11 protein-coding genes, 1 tRNA gene, 1 other RNA gene and 1 pseudogene are annotated in these 15,469 nt (G+C 29.1%); 6 read left to right on the forward strand and 8 right to left on the reverse strand.

The features are described from left to right. Positions 1 to 131: 131 nt before the first annotated feature. Together ribB and hldE are read right to left on the reverse strand one after the other, a co-directional pair. Entirely contained in the window at positions 132 to 779 is a 648-nt protein-coding gene (gene ribB / locus GN160_RS01890) for a 3,4-dihydroxy-2-butanone-4-phosphate synthase (RefSeq protein ID WP_192380874.1), read from the reverse strand. 537 nt (positions 780 to 1,316) lie between these two features. After that, a pseudogene (gene hldE / locus GN160_RS01895) lies at positions 1,317 to 2,742 on the reverse strand (bifunctional D-glycero-beta-D-manno-heptose-7-phosphate kinase/D-glycero-beta-D-manno-heptose 1-phosphate adenylyltransferase HldE). A 714-nt stretch (positions 2,743 to 3,456) separates the two neighbouring features. Between hldE and GN160_RS01900 the strand changes: the two are divergent. Then, a complete protein-coding gene (locus GN160_RS01900) occupies positions 3,457 to 4,719 on the forward strand; it encodes a multifunctional CCA addition/repair protein (protein WP_192379936.1) in 1,263 nt (420 codons plus the stop codon). A 25-nt stretch (positions 4,720 to 4,744) separates the two neighbouring features. On the opposite strand, the gene GN160_RS01905 is transcribed toward GN160_RS01900, so the two are convergent. Together GN160_RS01905 and GN160_RS01910 are read right to left on the reverse strand one after the other, a co-directional pair. Beyond that, complete coding sequence (locus GN160_RS01905) at positions 4,745 to 5,563, reverse strand: undecaprenyl-diphosphate phosphatase (RefSeq protein ID WP_192379938.1); 819 nt, start codon at positions 5,561 to 5,563, stop codon at positions 4,745 to 4,747. 109 nt (positions 5,564 to 5,672) lie between these two features. After that, positions 5,673 to 6,032, reverse strand: a complete 360-nt coding sequence (locus tag GN160_RS01910; protein ID WP_192379940.1) for a dihydroneopterin aldolase — start codon at positions 6,030 to 6,032, stop codon at positions 5,673 to 5,675. A gap of 156 nt (positions 6,033 to 6,188) precedes the next feature. Between GN160_RS01910 and plsY the strand changes: the two genes are divergently transcribed. Next, a complete protein-coding gene (plsY, locus tag GN160_RS01915) occupies positions 6,189 to 6,761 on the forward strand; it encodes a glycerol-3-phosphate 1-O-acyltransferase PlsY (protein WP_192379942.1) in 573 nt (190 codons plus the stop codon). Between the two features lie 77 nt (positions 6,762 to 6,838). On the opposite strand, the gene tsaD is transcribed toward plsY, so the two are convergent. Further along, on the reverse strand, positions 6,839 to 7,855 hold the full coding sequence (gene tsaD, locus GN160_RS01920; RefSeq protein ID WP_192379944.1) for a tRNA (adenosine(37)-N6)-threonylcarbamoyltransferase complex transferase subunit TsaD: 1,017 nt from the start codon (positions 7,853 to 7,855) through the stop codon (positions 6,839 to 6,841). A gap of 205 nt (positions 7,856 to 8,060) precedes the next feature. Between tsaD and rpsU the strand changes: the two genes are divergently transcribed. From rpsU to GN160_RS01940, 4 genes are all read left to right on the forward strand, one after another. Continuing rightward, complete coding sequence (rpsU, locus tag GN160_RS01925) at positions 8,061 to 8,276, forward strand: 30S ribosomal protein S21 (RefSeq protein WP_192379946.1); 216 nt, start codon at positions 8,061 to 8,063, stop codon at positions 8,274 to 8,276. Positions 8,277 to 8,437: 161 nt separating this feature from the next. Continuing rightward, on the forward strand, positions 8,438 to 10,204 hold the full coding sequence (dnaG, locus tag GN160_RS01930) for a DNA primase (RefSeq protein WP_192380875.1): 1,767 nt from the start codon (positions 8,438 to 8,440) through the stop codon (positions 10,202 to 10,204). Between the two features lie 126 nt (positions 10,205 to 10,330). Then, a complete protein-coding gene (rpoD, locus tag GN160_RS01935; RefSeq protein ID WP_192379948.1) occupies positions 10,331 to 12,163 on the forward strand; it encodes an RNA polymerase sigma factor RpoD in 1,833 nt (610 codons plus the stop codon). A gap of 237 nt (positions 12,164 to 12,400) precedes the next feature. Then, positions 12,401 to 12,474: transfer RNA gene (locus GN160_RS01940), tRNA-Ile, on the forward strand. A gap of 97 nt (positions 12,475 to 12,571) precedes the next feature. On the opposite strand, the gene GN160_RS01945 is transcribed toward GN160_RS01940, so the two are convergent. The 3 genes from GN160_RS01945 to rsmI all read right to left on the reverse strand — a co-directional run bounded on the left by GN160_RS01945 (position 12,572) and on the right by rsmI (position 15,146). Continuing rightward, on the reverse strand, positions 12,572 to 13,222 hold the full coding sequence (locus GN160_RS01945; RefSeq protein WP_192379949.1) for a DedA family protein: 651 nt from the start codon (positions 13,220 to 13,222) through the stop codon (positions 12,572 to 12,574). A 624-nt stretch (positions 13,223 to 13,846) separates the two neighbouring features. After that, positions 13,847 to 14,224: RNase P RNA component class A (gene rnpB / locus GN160_RS01950), an RNA gene on the reverse strand. A 52-nt stretch (positions 14,225 to 14,276) separates the two neighbouring features. Beyond that, the gene (gene rsmI, locus GN160_RS01955; RefSeq protein ID WP_192379951.1) at positions 14,277 to 15,146 is read right to left on the reverse strand and encodes a 16S rRNA (cytidine(1402)-2'-O)-methyltransferase; all 870 of its coding nucleotides are present in this window, start codon (positions 15,144 to 15,146) and stop codon (positions 14,277 to 14,279) included. Positions 15,147 to 15,469: the final 323 nt, after the last annotated feature.

A 15,469-nucleotide genomic window follows, 5' to 3' on the forward strand; every position in this document is an offset into this window, starting at 1 on the left:
AAAATAATATCCCATAAAATACAAAGAAAGACACAGATTAAAACAAGTACATACTCGAAAATATTTAAAATAAAAACACAAGCAAATTAATAAATACAATAAACAATTTAAAAACGAATAAAATGCATAAATCAATACCTCAGCGCTAGACGATAAGATACTAAATCTCTAATAGTTAATACAGGCATACCATATCTATTACTAAACTCGATAATTTCTAACGCACGAGACATACTACCATCTGCATTAGTCAATTCACATAACACGCCAAAAGGCTTTAAACCAGCTAAAGTTGTTAAATCTACCGCTGCTTCAGTATGACCTAAACGAGACAATACACCTCCTTTTTGAGCGCGTAAAGGAAAAACATGACCAGGACGATGAAGGTCAGTTGGTTTAGCACCATCTTTAATAGAAGCGCGAATCGTAGTCAAACGATCTTCCGCTGATACCCCAGTGGTTATCCCTACTGCAGCTTCAATAGTTACAGTAAAAGCAGTGCGATAACGATTACTATTACATTCAACCATCATTGGTAATTCTAATTGATGACAACGACTTTCTGTCAAACAAAGACAGACTATACCGCTGCCATAACGAATGGCCAAAGCCATTTGCTCAACTGTCATATTCTCTGCTGCAAAAATCATATCACCTTCATTTTCACGACACTCATCATCTGTAACTAAAACGCCAATACCATTACGTAATGCTTTTATTGCATTATCCACTCGTTCTATAAAAGATATACCAAATCTAGAAAGAAGAGACTGATACATTAAATTTACATATCTCACGTATTCCAAATAAATAAAAACTAAAGACACAGTTCAAAGTAAACAACGTTCTAAAACACTAAAAACATAAAATATTTTGCTATAATTAATCAGCCACCATACAAGATCCATATCTACGGGACATTAGATAGTAAAAATCTAAACTTCATAACAAAAGTACAACGCCTGTTCCAATCTATATCAAACCACAACAATATTCTGATGTATATCTTAATTTATTACAAACTAAATAAAATATGCAAGACTTCATCGCATACTCATAATTAAATTAAACTAATTAATAAATCAAATACTTTCAAAACTTATAAAAATTCCAGATGACAAAAATGATACAATACCTATTAGACTTTAACATACAAAACACTAACTTAAATATCCATAAGCATATACCATAAAACAAACAATAAAAATGAAATAAGCAAAATATCTGAATCGTAAACACAAACAAGAGTTAAAATTTGCCCTATCTGCAAAACTTAACAAAATCAAATATTCATAATTAACTTAATTAAAGATTATTTAAATATTTCTAATAACATTAATAATGTTACTAGTAGAAAAACCTATTTTAAAATCTAAAATGCGCACTTCACCACCATTAGCCAATACCTCTTTACTGCCATCAATATCTCCTAATTTATAATCTGCACCTTTCACTAAAATATCAGGTAATAAATCTGCAATTAACTTATTAGGACTATCCTCATCAAAAGAGACTACCCAATCCACAACCTTCAACGCTTCTAAAACAATCATACGTTGCGATAATACATTAATAGGTCGAAGATTTCCTTTTAATTTTTTAGTAGAATCATCACTATTAACAGCTACAATTAACCTATCTCCCAACTTTTTAGCATTAGTTAAAAAATGAATATGACCAATATGAAGTATATCAAACACGCCATTAGTCATTACAATTTTCTCACCTTGATATTTAGACACCAAAAGCATTTCTTTTAACATTATTTTACTCAAAATACCCAACTTTATTTTCATACCATTATATAAAAACTCTACTCAATTCAATAGCACTAACAGTAGATGTGCCTATTTTACCAATTACTATACCAGCAGCAGCATTTGCCAAAGCACAAGAATCTTCTATTTTACTTCCTGAGGATAAAGCAGCAGCTAATACAGCAATAACTGTATCTCCAGCCCCAATTACATCATAAACTACTTTACCTTGAGCGGGAAAATGCAAAGGATCTGATCCTAATCTCAAAAGTGTCATACCCTTTTCAGCACGAGTAATCAATAATGCTGATATCTCGTATTCTGTTATGATTTCTATTCCCCTTCTTATCAATACCTTTTCATCGTTACAATGATCAACTACTGCTTCAAACTCTGATATATTAGGAGTCAAAATAGTAGCACCTCGATAACGAGAAAAATCAGATCCTTTAGGGTCTACAAGTATAGGTATATCAAAACTACGAGCTAAAGAAATTATATCCTCTATGAAAATTAAAGAACCTTTAGAATAATCAGATAAAACTAAAACATCAAATTTTAATAATGCATATTTAACGCATTTCAAAATGGAAGAAGCATCTTTTCTATTAAAGTTACGTTCAAAATCTAACCGTAATACTTGTCTATCATGAGACATAATTCTCAATTTATTTACTGTAGAATAATTAGTAACAGAAATAAATTCACACTCGACACAAGCTTCTGTAAGCTTTTCTTTTAAATTTTGCGCAAAATTATCCATGCCCACTAAACCAATTAATTTTGATTTAGCACCTAATGCGGCGATATTCATTGCTACATTAGCAGCTCCACCTGGATATTCCTTCATATGATGAATTTGCATAACAGGAACAGACGGAACATCTGAAGAAACACCTTTGGTATTTCCGTACCAATACCTATCTAATATAATGTCACCCACAACCAAGACATTAGCTAAACAAAAATTAGGATAAACCTCCATACTCTATCTTACTCCTATAAAATACGAATATGTTTGTTTCAACACTAAGCACAACTTACAATTATATTTAAAGTGTTTAAAAATGCAATTATTCCAGTTACTCCATTACTTCACTCTTAATAACTTTAGAGTAAATAAATAACGTTTAAATTTCAAAAACAACTATTTCAACATTCCAACCTTCAAATAAAATTATCCATCTAAAATAAATATAATAAAACATAAAACTAAACTTAAACAAATCGTTCTTCTATTTTATATAAATATTTTCATAATTAATGCATTAATTAACGTATGTACGAACATCAAAACAGAAAAAGCAATAAGCAATTACTACCTACTTTAAGCAATCATTTTCGAATTAAAGAGATCTAAATATTGTAGCAAAACCCTTAACTGATATTTAAAAACAAATCCTTACATTTTACTATATATCACAAAACTTAATAAAAAACAAACTTCAAAATTAACTTAAAATAATATTGATAAATCCATAAAATACAAAACTCAATAAATCCACAAACAACATAAATTCATATAACAAAAGATATAAAATGGCCTTGATGTCAAATATAGGAATCCTATAAAATATATATATAATTAAATGCATAAGTTAAATTAATAAAATATTTCTATATACCTATATATATTACTTATTATTAAACATCAAAACCAAAAACATAATATAGAGATCTATATAATCATAGTAAAATTATGAAAAAATATTTAGTGGGGGGAGCGGTACGCGATTTTTTATTAAAAATACCTATAAAAGAAAGAGATTGGTTAATAATTGGCTCCTCCCCAAAAGAAATGCTCGATATAGGATATCAACAAGTGGGAAAAGAATTTCCAGTGTTTCTACATCCACAAAACCATGAGGAATATGCTTTAGCACGTACTGAAAAAAAACATGGACGAGGATATGCAGGATTTATTTGTCAAACTTCGCCAAAAATTACCTTAGAAGAAGATTTATACCGCAGAGATCTAACCATTAATGCTATAGCTCGGGATGAACAAGGAAACATTATAGATCCTTATAATGGACAAAAAGATATAAAACTAAGGATACTACGTCATGTTTCCAATCTTTTTCAGGAAGATCCATTAAGAATATTACGTGTAGCACGTTTTGCAGCACAATTTGCACACCTTAACTTTAGGATTGCGCCAGAAACATTAAATCTCATGAAAAAGATGATCTATGAATTACCATCATTATCACCAGAAAGAATATGGATAGAAACTAAAAAATCTCTATCCACAAAAAATCCACAAATATATTTTACAGTATTGAAAAATTGTGGTGCTCTGAAAATTGTATTTCCAGAAATACAAGATCTATTTAACAATAAAATTGTATCACCTAATAACAATGAACCAGAAAACAATATTGGTGTTATTGCCCTATCAACACTCAAAATCGCTGCAAATTTAACAAATAATATTGCAGTAAGATTTGCCACCATCTGTAAAGATTTAGGAGAAAACAAAGAACAAATAAAAGGATACAAAAATAAAATACATAAAGAAACAATAGGAACAAAAATAATTGATAACCTATGCAAACGCTTAAAAATACCAAATTTTTTATGTAATACAGCTAAAATAATTAACAAATATCACAAACAAATTGATGATATTCATTTAGAAACACCTGATAAAATTATTAAATTATTTGATGAAATTGATGTCTGGCGTCATCCAGAAAGATTGGAACATATGCTTTTAGCAAAAGAAGCCAATTTTCGTACATCAAACAAATTTAAAAATCAACCTTATTTATCAAAAAAGTTTCTATATCAAGCATATTCCATAACAAGACATATAAACGTATCAGAAATTATTAAAAAAGGAATAAAAGGAAAAGAAATAAAAAAAGAAATTTTTAATCAACGTCAAAAAAAAATATTCAAATGGAAAAAATTAAATAATAAATATAAACACCTATATCCACAATTCAAAAACAATTAATAAAAAGATAAGCAATTAGCAAATCTTAATCACAACATAAAAAATAAATAACACTTGCTAAAACAAAACGATATACAACAAAGGGAATAAAAGTTATCTTTTCAATAAACTGCAGAAAATACCTGATACTAGATAAACCAACTACAAAAGAAGTAATAAAACCAACTAAAAATAAAAGCGAATCCTGTAAAGTAAAAAAAGATAAATTCTTACATAAATCTAGTGTCGCTGCACCAAAAATAACAGGAACCGCCAAAAAAAAAGAAAATTCAAAAGATGCATATCTATTAAGACCTATCAATAACCCACCACTAATAGTAGCTCCAGCCCGAGAAAATCCAGGAAATAAAGCAAAACATTGAAAACAACCAATAAAAAAAGCTTGTAAATAACTTAATTTATTAATGCTCGTTATAAAAGGTGGATTATAAGCAAAATACTCCGCTATCAACAATAATAATCCTCCCAACACTAAAGCACGCATTACATACTTTAGTTCAAAAAAAAATTTAATTTGCTCGTAAAAAAGAAACCCTAATACAACTATAGGTAACATTCCAAAAAAAAGCAGCCACAAGAATGGAAAACCATCATCTCTATCCATTAGAACACTTTTTTGGGAAAAAATACCTAATTTTTTAGGTATTTTTTCCCAAAATTTAATAATAACAGAAAAAATAGTACCAAATTGAATAAATACTTCAAAAATCTTAGCTCTCTCATTATTAAATTCCAATAAATAACCAATCAACATCATATGCCCTGAAGAAGACACAGGCAAAAATTCTGTTATACCTTCCACTACACCTAAAATAAAAATCACTAATAATTCGTGATAATTCATTAAAATATAATCTCCTTAAAAATTTAATATATTAATCAACAAAAACAGTAAAAATAAGCTAATAAAATAATTCAACTTAATGTCATCGTTAATCAATATAAAATATTGCTTATTTCCTTTCACCTCTTTCAATAATCACACTAACATTACCTGCCTGTGGTATTGCTCTAGGTTTACTAACCTTTATCTGTATCCATTTAATATTAAATTTTATCATCAACTGAGTCGCAATTTTTTCTGCAACCTGTTCTAATAGACTAAATTTATCTGTTTGCACTATAGCAATCACTGTATTAACAATATCCGAATAATCTAAATAATTTAATTCATTATTAGAAAAATTAAATCTCAAATCTTGAAAATAACCTAATTTCAAATCAAAAACTAACCTCTGTAATTGTTGTTGCTCCCAATCACAAAGTCCTATAACACCCATAACTATTAGTTGTTCAATGAATATTATATCCATAAACTTCAAAAATTTATCTTTATCAAGCTCACTGTCTAAATGAATGAAACCAAAACATATATCCAGAAATAGTTTAATAAAATCTAGTTAACATATAAAATAACACAACTAAACTAATTTCATAAAATCAATTATAAAATAAAATCAAATAAAAGCGTGAGTATTATTATTTTAATAACAATTTTTGCTTATTTCTGCGGGTCTATTTCCAGTGCTATTTTGATTTGTAAATTTAATAAACTACCAGATCCTCGTAGTATTGGTTCTAAAAATCCAGGAACGACAAATGTTCTAAGAATAAACAAAAAAATAGCCATATATGTACTTCTCTGCGATATTCTAAAAGGTATGATTCCAATGTGGATAAGTTATTTATTTAACATACCAAATTTTTGGTTAGGTATAATACCAATTGTAACATGTATCGGACATATTTATCCCATATTTTTTAAATTTTATGGAGGCAAAGGAGTAGCTACCACATTTGGATCACTGACAACAATAGGATGGGATTTATCAAGTATAATGATTACAACCTGGATCATGACGGTACTACTAACCAGATTTTCATCACTAGGTGCAATCATTACATCAATAATAATACCCATTTATGCCTGGTATTATAAATCAGAACTTGCTATCCAGATAACCGCTTTATCTGTGATAATATTATTTAAACATAAAAATAACATGTATAGACTATTGAAAGGGCAAGAAAATCGTATCTAAACACACAGTTTATTACTTAAAATTCAAAATAAATATAACATTAATGATGCCCTTCTCATTAACCAAATCAAACATAACTACAAGGATATATATTCCATAGACCAACGTGGTCGAACCAGTATTTCTAAATCGCTAAATAAGCCAATTTTAAATCGCAACAATCCAACATAAGCAATCATAGCTCCATTATCAGTACAAAACTCTGGGCGAGCACAAAATAATTGACTTCCCATTAAAAACACCATTTCTTTAAGTTGTTTACGCAAAGTTTCATTAGCGCTTACTCCGCCAGCAACTATTAAATTCTTTAACTTGGTAAATTCTAAAGCACGACGACATTTAGTAACTAATATATCCACCATTGTGTCTTCAAATACACGAGCTATATTTGCATAGGTTTGTTCTTCCGCATCGCTATTTTTAATTACATTAACAACAAATGTTTTTAATCCAGAAAAACTAAAATCAAAATTTGACCTATTAATTAGTGGACGTGGAAAAACATAACTATTTGATACGCCATGTTGAGCTAATTTTGATAATGCCATTCCACCAGGATAACCTAATTTCAATAATTTAGCAATTTTATCAAAGGTTTCACCAGCAGCATCATCTAAAGATTCCCCTAATATCTTATAAATACCAATAGACGATGCCAAAATTAACTGAGTATGACCCCCAGAAACTAGTAATGCAACACAAGGAAAAGGAATTTCTTTATTACATTGCAACATAGGTGATAACAAATGGCCTTCCATATGATGTACTGGAATAGCCGGTATTTGTAAAGCATAAGCTAAGGATCGACCAACAGACGCGCCAACCATCAATGCAGCAATTAGGCCAGGTCCTGCAGTGTATGCAATTCCATCAATATCTGCCAATCTTAATTTTGCCTGTGACAATGATCTTTGTATCAATGGAACAACCTTAGACATATGGTCACGCGCTGCAAGTTCCGGAACTACACCTCCATAATTAGCATGTAATTTTGCTTGACTATAAATCTCATTAGATAATAATCCACGATTTGCATCATAGACTGCTATGCCAGTCTCATCACATGATGTTTCAATTCCTAATATAAGACACATTTCAAAAAAAATACCAACATAAAACACGTATAATATCTATAAAATCATTATAACACTAGACATTATACAAATACTGTAAATATCAAACAAAAACTTAGAAAAATAAACAAATATCTTTACAAAGATACATATTATTAAGTAAAATTCAGGCATCTGAATTTATAATGTTAAAACAGGACAAAATATTATAAGTAAGGTAGAAACTATGCCTATTATCAAAATACGAGAAAATGAACCATTTGACGTGGCGTTGCGTCGTTTTAAGAGGTCTTGCGAAAAAGCAGGTATATTAACTGAGGTGCGTCGTCGAGAATTCTACGAAAAACCAACAACAGAAAGAAAAAGAGCAAAAGCTTCTGCAGTTAAACGTCAAGCAAAAAGAACGGCAAGAGACAATGCGAAGCGAATTCGTCTATATTAACAGATATAAAACATGTGTATATTCAAAGACAATGACTAAGATAATAATTTAACTAATTTATCTGGGTCCATATAACTAGGATATATAAGACATACGAAACAAAAAATCGATTTGGACCGCATAAAACTTTAAAATATCTTCAGTATAAATGGATTATGACTATTAGTAATAAGATTCCTCAAACAATAATTAATGAATTAATAGCGAAAACAAACATAATAAATATCATAAACCAAAGAATAAAACTTAAGAAACATGGTAAAAATTTTTATGCCTGTTGCCCGTTCCATTATGAAAAACGTCCATCTTTTACAGCTAACGAAGAAAAACAATTTTTTTACTGTTTTAGCTGTGGCATACATGGAAATGCTATAGATTTTATAATGTACTACAATAAACTTAATTTCATAGAATCAATAAAAGAATTAGCTCACATTCACAATGTTAACATAAACCACAAAAAAAATAATTATATTCGTGATGTAAAAAAGCACAAACAACATGAACAATTATATCTATTAATGAATCGCCTATCTAATTTTTACCAAAATATTTTAACGAAAACAACATCTAGATCAGCTAGAGAATATCTACAAAATCGCGGCATAGATCAAAAAACCATCCAGCAATTTGATATAGGCTTTGCTCCAGAAAACTATGATAATATAATAACAAATTTTGATCCATCAGAAGAAACACGATCCTTATTAGTTAAAACAGGTGTACTAATTTTAAACAAACAAGGACAAACATTTGATCGTTTTCGTAAGAGAATTATGTTTCCTATAAAAAATCACAGAGGACAAGTTATTGCATTCGGAGGACGCATAATAAACAACAAAGAAATACCTAAATACCTAAATTCTCCAGAAAGCGATATTTTTTACAAAAAAAATCAACTATATGGTCTATACGAAATAAAAAAAACAAATCAAAAATTAACCAAAATACTTATAGTAGAGGGATACCTTGACGTAATAACTTTAGTTCAGTTCGGGATAAATTACGTGGTAGCTTCTTTAGGAACATCAACAACGAGTGAGCAGATTCAACAATTGTTCTGTATAACCAATAAGATAATTTGTTGTTATGATGGAGATAAAGCAGGACAAAAAGCTGCTTGGCGTATGTTGAAAATGATACTCCCCTATCTCAATGATAATCGTCAAGTATATTTTATGTTTTTACCTGCAGGAGAAGACCCTGACACAATGATACGTAAAATAGGAAAAAAATCATTCACAATGCTTATTGAACAAGCACAACCTTTATCGGTTTTCTTATTCAATAAATTACTTACCCAAACAGATTTAAGTACTCCAGAAGGACGTGCACATTTAAGTGTTTTAGCCATACCTATAATTAATAAGATTCCAGGAGAAATATTACGTATTTGCTTACGACAAAAATTAGGAGAAAAAATTGGCATACTTGACGAAATACATCTTGAAAAATTTATAAAAAAGAAATCCATAAAGGAAACAAATTTAACAATAACAAAGCAGACAAAAAATAAAATATTACACACTTTAATAAGGTTACTAATACAAAGACCACAACTAGCAACTTATATTCATGCAATCAAAACGTTAGAAAAAATTAATTTACCAGAAATGATAACATTTGTGAAATTAGTTAAATTATGCAAAACTCAATCGCAATCAACATCTGTCAAACTGTTAGAATATTGTAAAGAAAATCAATCACACTTAAAACTTGAAACATTCACCCTCTGGAAGCCACCAATTATAGATAAAAACATCACACATATTTTTATTGATACATTAATAAAATTATATGACAATATACTACAAAAAAGACAAGAAAAATTGATTGCACAAGACAGAATAGAAAAACTCACAATAGAAGAACGTAAAGAATTATGGCTGATAAATAAAACACTTACAAACAACATAAATTTACAATAGCTGATACAAAACAATTAATATATTGTATTGCACAATATTGAGGTTAAATACGTAGTTTCTTATATAACACTGGAAAGCTATTATAAGCACACTTAAATTTCAACATGTAAATACGAACATTACTCTATGGAACAAAATTCACAAACACAATTAGAAATTCTTGTTTTTCGAGGAAAAGAACAGGGATATTTGACTTTCTCCGAAATTAATGATCATCTTCCGGATGATGTTATAAATTCAGAACAAATTGAAGATATTATTAAAATGATTAATGACATGGGCATCAAAGTAGTAGAAGAAGCGCCAGATACAGATGACTTTTTATTAATTGAACACACTCAAGATACAGACGAGGATGCAACAGAAGCAGCTGTACAGGCGTTATCTCACGTTGATTCTGAAATAGGACAAACCACAGATCCAGTACGAATGTACATGCGTGAAATGGGTACTGTAGATCTACTAACTAGGGAAGGAGAAATAGATATTGCCAAACGTATTGAAGATGGCATTAATCAAGTACAATGTTCAGTTGCTGAATATCCAGAAGCAATAAACTATTTATTAGAACAATATCAACGCGTGGATATTGGAGAAGCTCGTCTTTCAGATCTAATTACAGGATTTGTGGATCCTAATGCAAAAGAAGAAATACCTATTAGCACAATATCTATGCATTCTGAATTAAATAACGCAGAAATACTGGGTCAAGAAGAAGATAACGAAGAAAATAATGGTGATTATAATAATATTGATCCAGAATTAGCGCGACAAAAATTTATAGCATTAAAAAAACAACATGAAAAAACAAAAACAATAATTAAATTTAATGGACGAAATCATATAAAAGCAACAGAAGAAATAATTAAATTATCAGATGTATTTAAGCAATTTCGCTTAGTTCCTAAACAGTTTGACTATCTAGTAAATAATATGCGCATCATGATGGAAAAAGTTAGAATTCAAGAACGTTTTATCATGAAATTATGCGTAGAAATAAGTAAAATGCCAAAAAAAATATTCATCACTTTATTTGTTGGAAATGAAACCAATGAACACTGGTTTGAAAACGCATTAAAAATGAATCAACCTTGGTCTGAAAAACTACATAAAGTTTATAGAGAAATACATTTTAGCTTAAAAAAATTATACGAAATAGAAAAAGAAACTGGATTAACAATAGAACAAATAAAAGATATTAATAAACGAATGTCAATTGGTGAAGCAAAAGCTAAAAGAGCTAAAAAAGAGATGGTTGAAGCCAATTTACGTTTAGTAATTTCTATTGCTAAAAAATATACTAACAGAGGATTACAATTTTTAGATTTAATACAAGAAGGTAATATTGGTTTAATGAAAGCGGTAGATAAATTCGAATATCGCCGCGGTTATAAATTTTCAACTTACGCCACTTGGTGGATTAGACAAGCAATTACACGTTCTATAGCAGATCAAGCACGTACTATACGCATACCAGTACATATGATAGAAACAATTAACAAACTAAACCGTATTTCCAGACAAATGTTACAAGAAAAAGGACATGAACCAAGCCCTGAAGAACTAGCTGAACGAATGTTAATACCAGAAGATAAAATACGCAAAGTATTAAAAATCGCGAAAGAACCAGTTTCAATGGAAACTCCCATAGGAGACGATGATGATTCTCATTTAGGTGATTTTATTGAAGATTCTACGTTAGAATTACCTCATGATCTGGCGACATCAGAAAATTTACGTTCCGCAACACATAATGTTTTAGCTGGACTAACTCCAAGAGAAGCAAAAGTATTACGAATGCGTTTTGGAATTGATATGAATTCTGACCATACTTTAGAAGAAGTAGGTAAACAATTTGATGTTACTAGAGAACGAATCCGCCAAATAGAAGCTAAAGCACTCAGAAAACTACGTCATCCAAGTAGATCTGAAATATTACGTAGTTTTTTAGATGATTAAATTTAAAACAGACAAAAAATAAAATCATGTTCATATACATAATCTAAAATGAAATAGATTAAAATAAATGAAATATAAAAATTAGAATAGCATTTTATATTGTTATTATAAAATATCGAATTAACACTTAACTAAAATTATCTTGTTCTTATATACAAGAATAAATCATGGCGTAAGAAAACTAACAGTGCTATTATAGTTTTAAATTTTGTTTTATCACAATGAAGCTCTCTTTTCGGCCCTTTAGCTCAGATGGTTAGAGCAGGCGACTCATAATCGCTTGGTCGCTGGTTCAAATCCAGCAAGGGCCAGATACACTTTTAAATTCATGTAAATTTTAAATAAAATTAAATAACAACTTAATTTAAACATAACTACTCATCTAAAATAATCCATCAAATACAATAACTATTTTTTAAATAAAAATGCTGATATATAAAAAACTAAACCAACAGTAAGTAACATTATCGGCAATAACATCAAACAACACATTAATTTTTGTTCATGAAATTGGAAAAAAGCAGTATTACCTAAAATAAAACCCAATAAAACAATAATAAATACCCATAAAAAGGCACTAATACAGCTAAAAAAATGAAAACGTACACTATCTAAACCCGAAAAAGCAATAACTATTGGTAACAAAGTACGAATAAATGCAACAAAACGACCAATAATTAATGCAGACAAACCATGACGACGAAACATTAAACAAGCACGATGATGATAATATTTAGAAAATTTAGCAAACCAACAATTATTCCCTAATCTAGTATTCCCTAATAACCTTCCTTGTAAATAACTAATCCAACTACCCAAACTAACAGCAACAGTTAACACGCCTAAAGTAATAGGAAAACTCAAAACTCCTTTTGCAATAAGCACTCCAATAAAAAACAATAAACTATCACCTGGCAAGAAAGCAGCAAACAAAAGACCATTTTCTAAAAATAAAATAACAAAAACAAATAAATAAACACAAAAAGATAAATTAAAATCAGAAAAAATCTCGAAATTCTGCTGCCAAAACGCATATAGTAAGTCTTTCAATACACTCATTATTTAAACTTCTCATAATTACAAAACAAAGTAAAACAAATATATTGTAAATATTTAACAAATAACCTTAAATTAAACAATTGATATATCTCTATAACAAATAAAAACAATCTATAAATAAGGTACTTTTGCCATTCAATAATAAAGTACCTTATTCGATAAATAACCATGCATGTTAATAAGGCATCACATTCACAAATTTGCAAAACAAAAAATAAATCCTCAAAACCACTAATTTCAATATACCATAAACACTAACTTGTAAAATATGATAATACTAAATACTGTTAACGTAAAAACACACTATATAAGTAAACATATAAAACAAAATAACATTCTTAATTATCTTTAAACAACAAAATATACAAAAACATTTTGAAATACAACTAATTAATTTCTTATATAAATAATTTAAATATTATTAATTATCAAACTAAACATATACCATGTATTACCAAATGGAACTATAAAAATACTAAATAAAATTATATACATTTAATATAATGTTAAAATTAAACTATTTAAAGTATAAACATCAATTATGAAGTAACAACAATAAAAATAAAACACATCAATTACTAAAAATAAATAAGCAACTGATTTATACTATATTATACACATAAATCTTGGAGTTGATTTTTAAGCCGGGTTCTGTCGAAGATAACCATTCATCTAGATCAACATTCACATGCTGACTCAAGCGGCCTACCCAAAGTTTTCAGTACGAGCCATACTTTATGAACTACTATTTGGCCTTGCTCCAAGTGGATGTTTACAATACCATAAACTGTTACCAGTCATGTGGTGTGCTCTTACCACACCATTTCACCCTTACCTATCATGATACACACATTAGGCGGTTTATTTTCTGTTGCACTAGTCGTAGACTCACGTCTCCCAGGAATTACCTGGCACCTTGCTCTGTGGAGCCCGGACTTTCCTCTCTTCCATCGTATAATGTATTCAAATACATCAAGAAACAGCGGTTATCTAATCAACTCCATCAAATACATTATTAAACTAAAACAAAAATAACTCAACTAAAATAAAATCATTATAATCTATTTGTTTTTGAAACTACATAATCATAAAGATCATTTCTTCTAACATTATAAATTTTAGTCATCAAAGAAATAGCTATCTTTACAGGTAATTTAGAAATTAATAATTCCAAAGTGTATAATATATTAGGAGTTAACTTCTTATACTTATTACATTTATACCCTTCAACAACCAAAACTATTTCACCACGACAACGAATGATATCTCTTTGTAACCAATTGAGCAATTTTTTTACTGGAGCACCATAAATAGATTCCCAGAATTTAGTTAATTCCCTAGCTAACACAACGTGACGATCAGAACCAAAAATATTTAGAATATCTTCTAAACTATCTATCAAACGATGTGTAGACTCATAAAATATCAAAGTTCTCGACTCTTCTGACAAAAATCGTAAACGTTCCAATCGTAAAATACGTTTAGAAGGTAAAAATCCATCATAACAAAAACGATCAGATAATAATCCAGATGCAGACAAAGCAGTAACTGCTGCACATGCTCCTGGTAAAGGTATTACTCGAATTTTTTTCTGCACACAACAATAAACCAAACGATATCCAGGATCGCTAATAACCGGAGTACCAGCTCTAGAAACTAACGCAATACTGTAACCTAATTGTAATTTGGACAATAATACTAATGAGCCACTAACCTCATTATGAATATTTAACGTAAATAACGAGGCCTTTATACAAAAATGCTGCAATAACAAACCAGTATGCTTAACGCTTTCTGCAGCTATAAGATCAACACTTTGTAACACAGACAAAGCCCTATAGGTTATATCCTCTAAATTTCCAATAGGTGTAGGTACTATATAAAGAGTTGATGGAGAAACATTCCTAGCTACACTAAATTTCATTACAAATAATTTATTTTTCAAATATAAATGTTCTAAAATAAAATAAAAGACTTATACAAATTTTATTTTAAGATAAAAAGATAATATATTCAATCAACCGTCAGATACAATCCAAATATATTATTACATAAAATTTATACATCTCATACACATCATTCAAATTTACATACTTCTTATGCTATTCTCTATCCTCTAAAAGATATACTAAACAGAGTCATGCATTCAAATTGAATACAGACAGCCATAATTTTAAATTATATATCACAATAAATATAAATTAAGAAGAAACAACAACTTATTTAATACAATTAAAATCAGAAATC

It is taken from the genome of Blochmannia endosymbiont of Colobopsis nipponica, from assembly GCF_014857065.1.
GTDB lineage: Bacteria > Pseudomonadota > Gammaproteobacteria > Enterobacterales > Enterobacteriaceae > Blochmanniella.

What these genes read in the sequence shown, in the direction of transcription:
- ribB (WP_192380874.1), bottom strand. Translation starts at nt 779, where the DNA reads ATGTATCAGTCTCTTCTTTCTAGATTTGGTATATCTTTTATAGAACGA.
- GN160_RS01900 (WP_192379936.1), top strand. Translation starts at nt 3,457, where the DNA reads ATGAAAAAATATTTAGTGGGGGGAGCGGTACGCGATTTTTTATTAAAA.
- GN160_RS01905 (WP_192379938.1), bottom strand. Translation starts at nt 5,563, where the DNA reads ATGAATTATCACGAATTATTAGTGATTTTTATTTTAGGTGTAGTGGAA.
- GN160_RS01910 (WP_192379940.1), bottom strand. Translation starts at nt 6,032, where the DNA reads ATGGATATAATATTCATTGAACAACTAATAGTTATGGGTGTTATAGGA.
- tsaD (WP_192379944.1), bottom strand. Translation starts at nt 7,855, where the DNA reads ATGTGTCTTATATTAGGAATTGAAACATCATGTGATGAGACTGGCATA.
- rpsU (WP_192379946.1), top strand. Translation starts at nt 8,061, where the DNA reads ATGCCTATTATCAAAATACGAGAAAATGAACCATTTGACGTGGCGTTG.
- rpoD (WP_192379948.1), top strand. Translation starts at nt 10,331, where the DNA reads ATGGAACAAAATTCACAAACACAATTAGAAATTCTTGTTTTTCGAGGA.
- GN160_RS01945 (WP_192379949.1), bottom strand. Translation starts at nt 13,222, where the DNA reads ATGAGTGTATTGAAAGACTTACTATATGCGTTTTGGCAGCAGAATTTC.
- rsmI (WP_192379951.1), bottom strand. Translation starts at nt 15,146, where the DNA reads ATGAAATTTAGTGTAGCTAGGAATGTTTCTCCATCAACTCTTTATATA.